Consider the following 13841-nt stretch of genomic DNA (forward strand, 5'->3'; position numbering starts at 1 on the left):
GAAAACAATGATAAGGAAAACACTCAAAGCCGTTTTCATGGCTTCCGCATTGTCGACGGCTGTGTTTGCATCTGCTCCGGCGTTCGCTGCCGGAAAGCTCACCATTTCGTCCCCGCAGGACCCGGGCAGTTGGGACCCGATCGACACTTTCCTCGTCAATTGGGCTTCTGTCGCCACCAATATTTTCGATGGCCTTGTCTATCGTGGACCGGACCTCAAGATTGTCCCGGCACTCGCGACTTCGTGGGAAGAACTGGACAAGGGCAAGCGCATTCGCTTCCATCTCCGCGAGAACGTCAAGTTCCAGAACGGTGAGCCTTTTAATGCGGACGCCGTCAAATTCACCTTCGAGCGTCTGTTGGGCGATGAAGGAGCGAAAGGTCCTCAGCGTTCCAACTATATTGCAATCGAAAAGGTGGAAGTGATCGACGAAAAAACCGTCGATTTTCATCTGAAGGCGCCCGATCCGGTTCTTATCACCAAGCTGGCCGGTTACGGCGGCATGATTGTTCCGCCAAAGTACATTCAGGAAAAGGGCGACGATTATTTCAATATGCACCCGGTGGGGACCGGGCCGTTCAAGTTCGTCTCATATGAGCCGAAGGTAAACATCAAGCTTGAGGCTTTCGCAGACCATTGGGGTGGTGCGCCGAAGCTTTCGGAACTCGAATATCGCTTCATAACCGAGCCTTCGACCGCCGTTGCCGAACTTCAGGCCGGTCGCGTCGATCTGGTTATCCCGCCAACCATTCCAATTGGAATGATCCCGACAATTCAGGGCGACCCAAAACTGGAGCTGGTCACCGCTTCTGGGCCTACGGTTTATGCCTTGCGCTTCAATACCGCTGACGGCATCACCAAAGACGAACGCGTGCGCAAGGCGCTGATTATGGCGGTGGATCGCGATGCGATCATTCAGTCCATTCTGGCAGGTCAGGCGGAAGCGATTGCCAGCTTTCAGGGCTCGTTATCCTTCGGCTTCGATCCGAATATGAAGCCGCTGCCTTACGATCCGGAAGGTGCGAAGAAGCTTCTCGAAGAAGCGGGCGTTCAACCCGGCGCAACCGTGCAGATCGATGTGCGCGGGCAGGAGGCAAGCTTCAATGAAGTGGCGCAGGCAGTTGCGAGTTTCCTGCAAATGGTTGGTATCAACGCAACCATCAAGCCTTACGATACCAACGTCCTTTTGAACGACATCATCCCGCAGGGCAAGACGGGTGCCATGTTCCAGCAGTCCTGGGGCGGTTGGACCTTCGACTACGACAACACTGCCTATTCGATGTATCATTCCGGCGAGAAGTGGAATCCCTACGACAAGGACGAAAAGCTGGACAAGATGCTCGAAGCACAGCGTTCGGTTCTTGACCGTGGGGAGCGTGAAAAGCTCCTGCAGGAAATCGCGCATTACGCAGCCGACCGCGCACTCGAAATGCCGCTCTATAACCTCAAGGCGATCTTCGGCGTCAACAAGCGCGTGAAGAACTTCGTTCCGGTTCCCGACAGCCGTCTGCGGTTGACGGACGTTACCGTTGAGTAAGCAAGAATGACAATACGGCGAGCCGGATATGTCCGGCTTGCCGCAGCATTGCGGAGGCGCACTGGTGGCCGGATTTCTGATTAAACGAATTTTGCAGGCGTTATTTGTGCTCGTCGCGATGACGCTGCTTGTCGCTTTCGCGGTCCGCCTGACGGGCGATCCGGCATTGATGCTGACGCAAGGTGCGGGCAGTATCACCGAAGCCGATCTTGCACGCATCCGCGAAGGTCTTGGTCTCAACCAGCCGTTCTTCGTTCAATACTGGCAGTTCCTGAAGGGCCTGTTCACGATGGATCTGGGGCGCAGTTTCCTCGGCGGTACACCCGTATCGACGCTGGTGGCTGGCGCCTTACCTGCTACGCTGATGCTTGCTTTCGCTTCACTGTTCGTTTCCATCGTGATTTCCGTCCCGCTTGGGATCAAGGCGGCCGTGTCCCGCGGAAAATGGGCCGACCAGTTGATCCGCATTTGCTCGCTGGTGGGCCTTTCCTTTCCTAATTTCTGGCTGGCGACCATGCTGGTGCTGCTTTTCGGCATCTCACTGCAGTGGCTGCCGCCAAGCGGCATGAGCGGCGTTGCGAGCTTCATCATGCCGGCGCTCACAATGGGTATCATCCTGACGGCAACGAATGTCCGTCTCGTGCGCACGTCGATGCTGGAAACGTTGCAATCGCAATATATCATGGTGGCACGGGCCAAGGGATTGAGCGAGAACAAGGTTCTCTACAAGCACGCGCTACGCAATTGCGCGATCCCGCTGATCACTTATCTCGGCCTTCAGTTCGGCGGCCTTCTCGGCGGCATCGTGGTAGTCGAGCGGGTGTTCAACTGGCCAGGCATGGGCACACTCGCCTTTGACGCCGTGGCAGGGCGCGATTATCCCGTTCTGCAGGCCACTATCGCGATCCTTTCCATGCTGATCATCGGCGTCAATCTTCTCGTGGACATCGCCTACGGGCTTGTCGATCCGCGTATTCGCACGGAGTAGGACCGATGGCGACCAAGACTTCATCCGTTCTGTTTTCGCGTTTTGCGAGCCTTGAGTTCATCGTCGGTGTCGTGCTCACCGGCTGTATTTGTCTGGCTGTGGTTTTCTCGGGCTATCTCTTTCCCGGTGGCGCTAACAAGATCGATCTTCTGGCGCGCCTGACGCCGCCATTTGTCAATCCGGCACATATTTTCGGGACCGATCCGCTGGGCCGTGATGTGCTGGCGCGTGTCGTCACCGGCGGCAAGGTTTCGCTGTTTGTCGGTTTTGTTTCGGTGATCGGCTCCGTTGTCATCGGCACGGTCATGGGCCTTGTCGCCGGTTATTATCGCGGCTTCTGGGATATGGCGCTGATGCGCTTTGTCGATGTGCAGTTGGCTATGCCGTTTATCCTGCTCGCCATTACGGTCATGGCCATTCTGGGCGGCGGGTTATTCAACACCATCATTCTGCTGATCGTCTCGCAATGTGTGCAATATGCGCGACTTGTGCGGGGCTCGGTACTATCGCTACGCGAGCGGGAATTCATCCTGTCGGCCCGCGCTATCGGCGTGAAGGATTGGCGCATCATTTTCCAGCACTTGCTACCGAACTTGCTCGGTCCGGTGATCGTGCTCATGACTCTCAATGTCGCAAACAACATCCTGCTGGAATCGAGCTTGACCTTCCTTGGCCTCGGTGTTGATCCGACTATCCCGAGTTGGGGCGGCATGTTGGCCGACGGGCGTACTTATCTCCAAACCGCCTGGTGGGTGAGCATATTTCCGGGTCTCGCCATTCTGTTCACTGTGCTAGGCCTCAATCTCCTTGGAGACTGGCTGCGCGATAGCCTCGATCCAACAGGCAGGACTTCACGATGAGCGTGCTTTTTGAGAAAACCTATCCCCGCACCGTTCACGCGCTTGTCGAACGTTTTATGAAACCGGAAATGCGCGGCGCGAAGATGGAAGCCTGGTTGTTCGACGACCAGCCGAGCCGCTTTGCCGCCGAAATGAAGCTGCGTGAAGCAGGTGTCGAGGCACGATTCCGTTCTGCCTACAAACCACTCCTTCACTTCTTTCTTGAAGAGGTGGATAGCGTCACGCTGAGGTCGGCTGCGATCCGCTATCCTCGTCATGACGCCTGCGTGCAGAACCGCTTTCTCCTGGAGACTTATCCGTTGTCCGCGCTGCTGCCGGGGGTGGATGTCACTTTCGCCGCTTCTGGGAAAGACGACTTTCACTATGAAGTTGATCTGCTTTTTGCCGATGGTAACAGCGAGAACCACCGGGTTTTTGCTCCAAACCGCGTGCACGAGGATTTCATCGGCGAAACGCTGGTTTCGCCGACTGGCTGGCTGTCCATCACGCATCATGGCAGAACTGATAGCGAACGCTTTGAAACATCATACGAAAAGCTGTTCCACGATACGATCTCGGCTATCGCCGCGCATGACTGGAAGCATGGCGAACCCTATTTTGACGAACTGAATATTGCAGTCAGCCTACCGATCACCGACCGCCGCCTGCCTTACGATGAGGAAAGGCTCAGCCTCACCGAAGCCATGCACGAGGATATCTATTTCTCGCTGCTCGAAGTTTTCCAGAAAAAGTCCGGCCGTCCGGTCGGGGATCGTGGTTTGCAACCGGGCCAGATCGTACCGGAAGTCCGCTTTCACGATGCGGCTCCTTCAGTCAGGGTCGAAACACGTCCGCTTGCCACAGCTGATGCAGTGACCGCTGAACAGGTGCTGGGAGAGGCTCAGGCGCCACTTTCCGCAGATCAGATCAAGCGTGAGATTATCGCGCTAGGTGGCCTGCCCTTTGAGGCAAAAAGCCGTGCAGGTCGGAGCGTTCGCGCGACCTATATCCAGGGCAGCGACGCGGCGATGATGATCAGCGCAGGTCAACATGCCAACGAGACCACGGGTGTCGTCGGCGCACTGCGTGCGGCCAACCGGCTGATCTCGCGTGAAAGCGCCCATTTCACGATTTCACCGCAGGAAAACCCCGACGGATACGAAATCCACAAACGGCTTTGCGCCTTGCAACCGCATCATATGCATCATGCTGCCCGCTATACGGCGCTCGGTGACGATCTGGAGTATCGCAAAGGCGAGGGGCTTTACGAAAAGGCTATCCGCGTTGAGGCGGAAAAGCTCACAGGCGCAAAACTGCATGTCAATCTGCACGGCTATCCGTCGCATGAATGGACGCGCCCGCTATCGGGTTATGTGCCGCGTTCTTTTGCCATGTGGACCCTGCCAAAGGGCTTTTTCCTCATCATCCGTCATCACGCTTCATGGGAGCGGCAAGCGGAGGAACTGATAGACCGGGTAACGAAGCATCTGGCGGCTATCGACGGGCTGGTTGCGTATAACAACGCCCAGATCAGGCTTTTCGAGCAACATGCCGGTGAAACGGGTTTCCGCATTATCAACGGTTTCCCATGCCTTGTCGGTGTGGATGATCGACACACCGTGCCGCTGACGCTGATTACCGAATATCCTGATGAAACGATTTATGGGGATGCGTTCGTCAAAGGACATACCGCGCAAATGGAAACGGTTCTGGCATCATACGATGCCTTGCAGGCACTGTTTCCGTCCAGCGCGGTTGCTTAGAGCGCGTTTCGATCCGATTGGATCAGATCGGCGCTTTAAAGATAATAAACGCCGATACGCTTCCCGCCGATGATTTCGACGGCAATCTCCATCTCGTAAATGTCTTCGAGGATTTCCGGATGAATGAGTTCGTCCGGGTTTCCCTGATGGACGACCTTGCCGTGGCGCATGGCAACGATATGGTCGGAGTAGCATGAGGCGAAATTGATGTCGTGCAGAACCAGAACGACCGTTTTTCCAAGTTCATCCGCCGCCCGGCGCAGCAGCTTCATCATTGAAGCCGAATGCTTCATGTCGAGATTGTTGAGCGGTTCATCCAACAGCACGTAGTCCGTGTCCTGGCAGAGAACCATCGCCACGAAGGCGCGTTGGCGCTGCCCGCCGGAAAGCTCATCCAGAAAACGTCCGCTTAAATCGTCAAGGCCGAGATAGCCGATGGCCTGTTCGACATGTTTGCGATCCTCATTATTCGGGCGACCCTTGGAATAGGGATAACGGCCGAAAGTTACGAGATCACGCACGGTCAGGCGGGAATTGATTGCGTTCTCCTGCCGCAGTATCGACAGCCGTTTTGCCAGCACGTCACCCAATGTGGTCGAAACGTCGAGTCCGTCTACGGTAACCCGCCCTTTGTCCATAGGCAGGAGACGGCTCATCATGGAGAGTAGGGTAGATTTTCCCGCACCGTTCGGACCGATGATCGAGGTTATGCCGCGTGCTGGCAGTTTCAGGGACACATCATCCACAACCGGGGTGCCATTGTAGGATTTGCTGACTTGGCTGATTTCTATCAACGCGCGTGCCCCCTGACGAGAAGGATGATGAAGACTAGGCCGCCCAGAAACTCGATAATGACGCTGAGTGCGGAATTGAATGAGAAGACACGTTCAAGAATGGTCTGTCCGCCCACGAGGCAGAAGACTGCAAGCAGGGCCGCTACCGGCAGTATAATTCGGTGCTTTGCCGAACCTGCAATCATGTAGGCCAGGTTGGCCACCAGCAGGCCGAAGAAGGTAATGGGCCCGACCAGTGCGGTGGAAACGGAAACCAGCACCGTGACCATGAACAGGATCTTGCGCACGATCCGCTGGTGATCGACGCCAAGATTGATCGCGGCGTCGCGCCCGAGAGACAGCACGTCAAAGACGTGAATAAAGCGCAGGCCGTAGAGCGAAACTGCAACAACGATAACGGCCGACATTATCAGAATGTCGCTGTTGATGGTGTTGAAGCTTGCGAAAAACCGGTCTTGCAGGACGGCGAAAAGATTTGGATCGAGCATCCGCTGCATCAGGTTGGAAATGCTGCGGAAAAACACACCGCAGACAATGCCGACGAGCATAACGAGATGCAGGCTGCGTGTGGCGCCCGAGAAAAGCCAGTAATAGAGCGTCCCGGCGAAAACCACCATGATGGCGGTTTCTGCGAGAAATCGAATGTTCGGTCCGAGCCAGTCCATATGGACAGCGCCGAAGAAGAAGACCACCACGGTCTGGATCAGGATATAGAGCGCATCGAAGCCCATGATCGAGGGCGTCAGGATGCGGTTGTTCGTGACCGTCTGGAACAAGACCGTCGAAACTGCAATCGAATAAGCAACCAGTAACATGGCTGCAAGTTTGGTACCGCGGAAGGACAGGATAAAGGACCAGCTTCCTTTTGCGCCGACAGTCATGAATGCGGCGACTGTAAGCAACGTGAGCAGGCAAAGCAGCGTGAGGTTCAGGGTGGGGCGCTTAAGCAAGGCGTGAACCTCGCCGCAACAGAAGGTAGAGGAACAGGACGCTCCCTACGACACCCATCATCGTTCCGATCGGGATTTCGTAGGGGAAGCGGACCAACCGTCCGACGATGTCGCAGGCAAGAACGAGCCCTGCGCCGAGCACCGCAACCCATGGCACCGCGCGCCGCATATTGTCACCCATGAACATGCTGACGACATTGGGAACGATAAGCCCCAGGAAAGGTATCATGCCAACCGTCACGACGACCGATGCACTGACCATCGAGACGATGATTAGGCCAAGTGTGACCACGCGGCGGTAGTTGAGCCCAAGGTTGGTGGTGAAATCCTCGCCTAGTCCCGCGACCGTAAAGCGGTCGGCGGCGATATAGGCGATGACAGTCAGGCTGAACGCGAACCAGAGCAATTCGTAGCGCCCGCGAAGAACGCCGGAGAAGTCGCCGGTCGTCCAGGAATTGAGCGATTGCAGGAGGTCAAAGCGATAAGCAATGAAGGTGGTGATCGCGTTGACAACACCACCAAGCATGATGCCGACCAAGGGCACGACAAGAACGGAACGCAATGGAATTGTACGAAGAATACGAAGGAACAGGGCTGTTCCAGCAAGCGCTGTGACGGATGCAACCAGCATTTTGCCAATAACCGGCGTCTCCGGTGCGAACAGTATAACCAGAAGAATGCCGAGACCCGCGGATTCCACTGTGCCAGCCGTTGACGGTTCAACGAAGCGGTTTCGGGTCAGCATTTGCATGATCATTCCCGAAACGGCCATGGACATGCCCGCCAGAATGATAGCAAGAGTGCGCGGAATGCGGCTGATGAGCAGAACTTCAGTGGCACGGTCTGTGCTTCCTGCCCCAAAAAGCGTACTCAGCGATACCTCGCTGACGCCGATGAACAGGCTTATGACAGCCAGTACGGCAACAACGATAACGGCTGCTGCAAGTCCCTTCACACGCATTTCCTGTTCTATTGCCTGATTACGAATTCGGGCCACCGATGGCGGCCCGATCGAATTGGGTTTGGAAAGCTGTCACTTTGCCTTGTCGAAAGCCTGCGAAAGCTGATCAACCGTGCCGTGAAGCGCACCGAGGCCGCCTCCGACGAGATACCAGTTCTGAGCGTTCAGATAGACGACCTGATCCTTCTTCCAGGCATTGGTCTGGCGCACGAGGTCGTTGTCGAGAACCTGCTTGGCCGAATTGCCTTCCCGACCAATCGCCGCATCGCGGTCAATGACGAACAACCAGTCCGGATTGGTTTCCAGGATGAATTCCGAACTGGCAGGCTGGCCATGGTTGCCAGTGGAAAGGTCTGGCGCTGCCGGCTTGACGCCGAAGCTCTCGTGAAGGACTCCGAAGCGCGAACCAGGACCATAGGCGCTGATCTTTCCGCCGGATGTGAGGATAAGAAGCCCTGTACCCTTATTGGCAGCCTTTTCCTTCAGGGCAGCAAGCGCAGCATCAAGCTTTTCGACTTCAGCCTTTGCTTTTGCTTCCTTTCCGAAAATCTGGCCAAGCTTTTCCACATTGGCTTCAGTGTCGACGATAAAGTTTTTCGCGTTGGTGGTGAGATCAATCGTAGGTGCGATTTTCGAAAGTTCACCGTATTTGGCGGCTGAACGGCCTGCCACGATGATGAGATCAGGCTCTGCCGCGTTGACGGCCTCATAATCAGGCTCGAACAATGTGCCGATCTTTACGTATTCATCGCCCTGATATTTCTTCATATATTCAGGAAACGATATGCCGCTGGGAACGCCGGTTACTTTGACGCCGAGACGGTCAAGATTGTCGAGGGTGCCAAGATCGAAAACCAGTACTTTTGTCGGTGAGGCTGGAACCGCTGTTTCACCTTGGGCATGCTTGACGGTCAAATCCGCGGCATTTGCAGATGCAGCGACGCCAAGTGCCACGACAGCGGCACCACACAAGCGGGAAACCTGTTGAGCGATATTCAGCATGGTGTTCGATCCTTTCATCAATCCTGTGCTTTATAGTCAAGTATCTTCGCCGTCAAAGACGGAGAGGTAAAATTCAGTTGTTTTTGACGATGGGAGCTTTTCCGAGCAGGATGAAATCGAGGCTGTCTTCTACCGTTAACGGTATCATTGATCCGTGGCTCTCATTTTCAAAACGACGGAATGCTGCATCCATTTGCGGCAGTTCAGAAAGCTCCTTGAAGATATCCGCACCAGAGGGCCCGCCGCGCAGTTTCTTCAACCGGTCATCATCCTGCTTCGTCTGGCCAGGCCGGTTACCACGTTTGCCCGAGGTTTCTATAAGCAAGCGGATGGGGCGAGGGCTATCCTTGGAACTCGTGACGAACTGATCCTTATCTTTCAAAATTGAGCGGTCATTCCACCAGATCGATGGGTCTGCTGCACTATAACTCTGGAAGGAAGCCGGGTGGTTGAACAGGGCATATAGTGTAAACAACCCGCCCAGAGAGTGCCCGAACAAAGCCTGCCGGTCTTTGTCGATGTTGAAACGCTTTTCGATCTCAGGCTTCGCCTGATTTTCGATGAAGTTGAAGAAGGCCTCTCGTCCTCCTGTCTTCGGTACATTGAAGTGAACCGGGATCAGATCATCGCGCGTGGGAGGGGTGAGGTCGAAATATCTCAGCCGGACAATTTCTTCCGGATTGTCGGTGGGGTAGCCGATGCCGACAACGACAGCTTTCAATGCTGGGTTTTCCGCCATACGTTTTGCAGCAATCGGCAACGTGCGATTGCCGTCAATCATGTATATAACCGGGTAACCGCCTTCGGGTGCCGCACCTTTGGGGGCAGCAGTGAATATACGATAGGCAATGCCATTGGCCTCCATGTCAAACGACGAAGTGACAGGCTCGGCAGCTTGCACGGTTGAAGCGGTAAGTATCCCCGTCATTGTCAGGCACACCCATTTTACGATCATCGTCACTACGCTCATAGGAGCATCCCATCAGTGGAAGGCGCCAGCCGTTGGGGCAGGCGTCTTGGCTTGCAATCCTAGAAGCGGGAAGTCATTCCGACCCAGAGACGACGCCCATCGACGACTGAATTGAAGTCATCCACGTCCACCTTCTTGTCGAAGATGTTGTAAACGGCGGCATTCAAGGTGACATTCTCGCTGAAGTCATAAGACCCGCCAATATCGAAGGTCGCATAGGGCTTGTATTTACGGGCGACCACCTTGCCGTTTCTGTAAACCGGTTCGCCGGCTGTTCCGATACGCGCGCCCGCATTGGTTTCTTCGCCGTGGTAGTTACCGGCTGCCCATGCGCTCAGGCCTTCAACCGGCGTTATCCAGTCCGCACGCAGGCTCGCCATGTGCTTCGGCGTGCGTGCCAGAGGCAAGCCCTTGTAATCACCCGTCTGCTGTTCGGAGTCGGTGTAGGTATAGTTACCGCGTAAGGTGATCGTGTCGGTTGCTTCCCAGTTGAAGGTGAGTTCCACACCCTGCATCACGGCTTCATCGATATTGAAGCTGTACCAGAGGCGATAATTGGGATCTTCGCTCCAGCGAACAGGATCACCGTTCGCATCCGTGATCAATGCATTGCTGATCTTGTCCTTGAAATCCGTGTAGAAATACGTTGCGCCCAGACGAAGGCCGGACTGATTGTCCCAGAGAACACTCGCTTCATAGCTCGTGCTCTTTTCTGGCTGCAGGTCCGGATCGCCGATGATCACGCCACAGGTGCCGTTAGGACCGTATGAGCATCCCGCCCCGCCCGTCGTATAAGCGTATCCCGGGGCGATAGTGCGCAGTTCTGGTGCGCGGAAACCTGTGGAGATGCCGCCCTTGAACGTCAACTGTTCAGTTGCGTGCCAGACGGCATAGCCGCGCGGGCTGAAATGCGATCCATAAATCTCATGGTCATCCATGCGCAGGCCACCCGTCAGGGCGAAGTCCGGGGTGATCCACCATTCGTCTTCGGCAAAGAGCGCCCACTGGCGGACACTGAATTCCTCGTCCAGACCGGTGCGGCGTCCCGGGTTTTGATCGGTGAGCACCGATTGCATGAACTGCCCACCTGTTACCAGGGTGTGATTTCCGTAGAATTCAAACGGCGTCGTGAACTTGCCATCGAGCACAGAGTTGCGGATGTGCGGAGAACGTAGATTCTCGACATAGCTCTTCGTCTTCTTGTCCCAGTTGAAATTGGTGCGCTCCGCCCATTCCTGCTGGAACGAGAACTCCGATGTTGTCGGACCCCAGCGGCCGGTGTGGCTGATAGACCAATGATCGCGATCATTGTAGTTGTAGGAGTCCGAACCCGACGCTGCCGTATTGCCAACGGTGGAGTCGCGGCGAAGGCGCGTCTTTCCCAATTCGAGCATGATATCGTGATCTTCATTCGGCGTGATCGTGACACGTCCCGTGATGTCGATATCCTTCTGCTCAGGCGTGCCGCTGACGATATTGTCTTCCTGCCGCTTGAGACCACGCCCCCAGAGCTGAACGCCTACAAGATTGGGAACCAGCGGCCCGGTCATATAGTAGGAGCCTTGCAATGAGTTTCCGAATTTGGAGTGCTGCTGTACCGTGCCGTCGACCGAGAAAGAGCCGCTCCACGTGTCCGACACCTTTTTGGTGATCACGTTGATAACACCGCCCATGGCGTCCGATCCGTAAAGCGAGGACATCGGGCCGCGAATGACTTCGATCCGTTCAATGGCGTTCGCCGGTGGCAGGAAGCTCTGTTCGAAACCGGAATTGCCGTTGGTGCGGGCGTCGCGGGTGCTCTGCCGTTTGCCGTCTACCAGAAGCAGCGTGTAAGAGCCGGGAAGACCGCGAATGAAGATGTCCTTTTCAGCCGCGGGACCGGTTACAGCTACGCCTTGCACATCTTTTAGAGCGTCCGTCAGATCGCGATAGACGCCTTTTTCCAGCTCTTCTCCGGGAATCACGGTGATACTTGCGGGCGCGTCGGTGATGTTCTGTTCGAACCCGGTCGCCGTGACAACGATTTGTTTGAGTTTGACGGCTCCGTCAGCACCCGTCTCGACGGCTGCTTCCGCTGCCTTTTTCTTGGCGCTCGCGTCGGAAGATGCTTCTTCTTTGGCCTTGGTCGCGGTTTGCGCGTTCGCAACCGCTTCGCTCAAAAGCAGCGCTGTGGAAAGACACGTGCCCGCAAGGATCGCCCGGTACACGAGCGGTTTGCCAGCCATACGCCTGTTTTGTGTACCATCGGCCCACAATCCCCGAAACAAGCTCGTCATTTTCGTCACCGTTTAAAGTTGAGTTTTCAAGTCTCCTTATGTATGGCGATAAGGTGACGTCAATCGTCATGTTTTATAAGCATTCTAAGTTCCAAAAACTGCAAATGAACGGGCACAAAAGTGATGTCGGGCAAGGAAGCGAAAACGCAGCAGCAAACGGCGAAAGGTGAGAACGAAAGCCTTCGCTTGGGACAATTACGCCTGCTGATCGCTCTTGATGCACTTCTTGTGGAGGGCAGTGTTGGCGGCGCTGCAAAGCAGATGGGGTTGAGCATTGCGGCGATGAGTCGGCTGCTTGGCCAGATCCGCGAGAAGTTTAACGACCCCATTCTGGTTCGCTCGGGACGTAACATGGTGGCTACGCCGAAAGCCGAAGCGTTGCGTGCGCGTTTGCGACGCCTTGCGAATGAAGCTGAAGCACTCCTCAATTTGGATCTCGCCGAAGTGCCGAAATCCAGTTGCACCGGCCATCATGGCTGGAACCGAAGCGCCATCGTCGCACCGCCGCCGCTCGGTATCCGTAAGGTGGTCGAGCTTGAAAACCACCCCACGCCGGAACAGCTTGCGGCGCAGTTCGCGGACATCCAGGGCGAAAATGATCCAATCAGGAGGCTTGCAAAATATATCGCTGTGGTAGGGCGAAAAGCCGGGCACACCCGCCCGCTGGAAATGTCCGAAGCCGAGGATGCTTTCACGACGATTTTCACAGGGAATGCCGATCCGATGCAGATCAGTGCATTACTACGGCTTATTCACTACCGTGGAGAAACTGCACCGGAACTGGCTGGCATGGCGCGGGCGGCAAGAAGAATTTACTCAGCCGACGCCGAACTGAATATGCCTGCACTGGATTGGCCAGCCTATCTGTCGCCCAATTCCATGCAATCACCGTGGTTCATGCTTTCGGCATTGCTGGTCGCCCGGGCTGGCTTTCCGGTTGTCCTGCACGGAAACTGCGGTACCGGCGAGATATCGGGCAAGCTTGAGATCGCTGCCGAAGCTATCAATCTTCCGATCGCGACATCACACTCTCTGGCGAAAGATGCATTGAGAGCACATGGCATATGCTTCATGCCTATGGCCGGTTTCGCTCCTCAGATCCATGCGCTGATGGCGCTCTATCCCCTGTTCGAGTCGCGTTCATCGATGAACAGCCTCGTTCATCTGCTTAATCCGATGAACCTCAAGGCATCTTTCCTTGGGGTTACCCAACCCGCATATCGCAAATTGCATCGCGATGCAGGTGCGCTTCTTGGCTTGCCGTCGATCTCGGTTGTTTCGACCAGCCGCGATGTTGCGGAACTGGTTCCACACAGGGCCCATACCGTCCACAGACTTCTGGACGGTCGTGAAATAGATCTGCTGCTTCCCACACTATCCAGAGAGAGCGGAGACAAGCATTCGAACTTCAGCTCATTTGAATACTGGTATGGCGTCTGGTCCGGTGCGGCCGTGGACAAGCGCGCAGAAAATACAATCGTTGCCACCGCTGCCATGGGGATGATGACGGCAGCATCCGCCGACAATGAAAGCTATACGCTGTTCTTCGACAAGGCTGGAGAACTCTGGCGCAATCGGCATAGCCAAACGGCAGGATGATTCAAAATCAGCTGCAATTGCGGAACTTGAATCTGTTTCACGTTCCCCAAAATTTGAAAAAGCTTTCCCTGCGGCTGTCCGGGATGGCAAGTCCATGCTTTGTCTACTGATTTTATAGGCTTTATCTTCTCCCCGTAAGTTCGATTGCGAAAGGGGAGCGCC

11 protein-coding genes are annotated in these 13841 nt (G+C 55.5%); 5 read left to right on the forward strand and 6 right to left on the reverse strand.

The genetic code is table 11. The features are described from left to right. Nucleotides 1–7 precede the first annotated feature (7 nt). The 4 genes from ACS5UA_RS08230 (at nucleotide 8) to ACS5UA_RS08245 (ending at nucleotide 5127) form a co-directional block, all read left to right on the forward strand. Nucleotides 8–1537: an ABC transporter substrate-binding protein gene (locus ACS5UA_RS08230; RefSeq protein ID WP_006469056.1), complete on the forward strand. Its 1530-nt coding sequence runs from the start codon at nucleotides 8–10 to the stop codon at nucleotides 1535–1537. A 64-nt stretch (nucleotides 1538–1601) separates the two neighbouring features. Beyond that, nucleotides 1602–2525 carry an ABC transporter permease gene (locus ACS5UA_RS08235; protein ID WP_031346976.1) on the forward strand — a complete coding sequence of 308 codons (924 nt, stop codon included), beginning with the start codon at nucleotides 1602–1604 and terminating at the stop codon, nucleotides 2523–2525. A 5-nt stretch (nucleotides 2526–2530) separates the two neighbouring features. Further along, nucleotides 2531–3385, forward strand: coding sequence for an ABC transporter permease (locus ACS5UA_RS08240; RefSeq protein ID WP_006469054.1), 855 nt, complete (start codon nucleotides 2531–2533; stop codon nucleotides 3383–3385). Next, nucleotides 3382–5127: a M14 family metallopeptidase gene (locus ACS5UA_RS08245; protein WP_006469053.1), complete on the forward strand. Its 1746-nt coding sequence runs from the start codon at nucleotides 3382–3384 to the stop codon at nucleotides 5125–5127. Before ACS5UA_RS08240 ends, ACS5UA_RS08245 begins: the two co-directional genes overlap by 4 nt. 35 nt (nucleotides 5128–5162) lie before the next feature. On the opposite strand, the gene ACS5UA_RS08250 is transcribed toward ACS5UA_RS08245, so the two are convergent. The 6 genes from ACS5UA_RS08250 to ACS5UA_RS08275 all read right to left on the reverse strand — a co-directional run bounded on the left by ACS5UA_RS08250 (nucleotide 5163) and on the right by ACS5UA_RS08275 (nucleotide 12029). Further along, nucleotides 5163–5921, reverse strand: coding sequence for an iron ABC transporter ATP-binding protein (locus ACS5UA_RS08250; protein ID WP_006472650.1), 759 nt, complete (start codon nucleotides 5919–5921; stop codon nucleotides 5163–5165). Further along, nucleotides 5918–6871, reverse strand: a complete 954-nt coding sequence (locus ACS5UA_RS08255; protein ID WP_006472649.1) for an iron chelate uptake ABC transporter family permease subunit — start codon at nucleotides 6869–6871, stop codon at nucleotides 5918–5920. Before ACS5UA_RS08255 ends, ACS5UA_RS08250 begins: the two co-directional genes overlap by 4 nt. Further along, nucleotides 6864–7826, reverse strand: coding sequence for an ABC transporter permease (locus ACS5UA_RS08260; protein WP_006472648.1), 963 nt, complete (start codon nucleotides 7824–7826; stop codon nucleotides 6864–6866). The genes ACS5UA_RS08255 and ACS5UA_RS08260 overlap by 8 nt, the downstream gene beginning before the upstream one ends. Before the next feature lie 78 nt (nucleotides 7827–7904). Beyond that, entirely contained in the window at nucleotides 7905–8852 is a 948-nt protein-coding gene (locus ACS5UA_RS08265; RefSeq protein WP_006472647.1) for a siderophore ABC transporter substrate-binding protein, read from the reverse strand. 55 nt (nucleotides 8853–8907) lie between these two features. Continuing rightward, nucleotides 8908–9804: an alpha/beta hydrolase gene (locus ACS5UA_RS08270; RefSeq protein WP_443101257.1), complete on the reverse strand. Its 897-nt coding sequence runs from the start codon at nucleotides 9802–9804 to the stop codon at nucleotides 8908–8910. A 59-nt stretch (nucleotides 9805–9863) separates the two neighbouring features. Then, nucleotides 9864–12029: a TonB-dependent receptor domain-containing protein gene (locus ACS5UA_RS08275; protein ID WP_443101270.1), complete on the reverse strand. Its 2166-nt coding sequence runs from the start codon at nucleotides 12027–12029 to the stop codon at nucleotides 9864–9866. Nucleotides 12030–12203: 174 nt separating this feature from the next. Between ACS5UA_RS08275 and ACS5UA_RS08280 the strand changes: the two genes are divergently transcribed. Further along, on the forward strand, nucleotides 12204–13679 hold the full coding sequence (locus ACS5UA_RS08280) for a glycosyl transferase family protein (protein WP_075041862.1): 1476 nt from the start codon (nucleotides 12204–12206) through the stop codon (nucleotides 13677–13679). Nucleotides 13680–13841 lie beyond the last annotated feature (162 nt).

This window comes from Brucella sp. RRSP16 (assembly GCF_052246815.1).
GTDB classification, from domain to species: Bacteria; Pseudomonadota; Alphaproteobacteria; order Rhizobiales; family Rhizobiaceae; genus Brucella; species Brucella intermedia.